At 37.0% G+C, this 330-nt stretch carries 1 protein-coding gene; it reads right to left on the reverse strand.

The window, feature by feature from the left end; genetic code table 11:
* Positions 1-5 precede the first annotated feature (5 nt).
* On the reverse strand, positions 6-330 hold a 325-nt coding region (locus BCT81_RS05565; protein WP_102423467.1), incomplete at its 5' end, for a hypothetical protein.

The raw sequence follows: 330 nt of genomic DNA on the forward strand, positions 1-330 counted from the left end.
TGTGATTAGTTTGATAGTGTTGAAATTGTGCTGAAAATAAAACAACTTAAAGCAATGGGTATCCCATAAGGGATACCTTTTTTGTAGCTATTGAAACGCTTTATCTTACCGATTATATACATTATTAAAACTAATCCCCCTCCCATAAAACCTATATAAATCAAGGTTGCAATGACTAGATCAGGTTGAATTCCAACGACCAATGCTGTCAGTAACTTAACATCGCCAGCACCGATTACCTTGAGGTACCAAAGTAAAACTCCAATAACGAAACACACAACAGAGATCGGTAGGGATGAAGCCAAATAACCGTTTGATAAGGCTACAACC

It is taken from the genome of Vibrio sp. 10N.261.52.A1 (assembly GCF_002876325.1).
In the GTDB taxonomy this organism is placed as follows: domain Bacteria; phylum Pseudomonadota; class Gammaproteobacteria; order Enterobacterales; family Vibrionaceae; genus Vibrio; species Vibrio chagasii.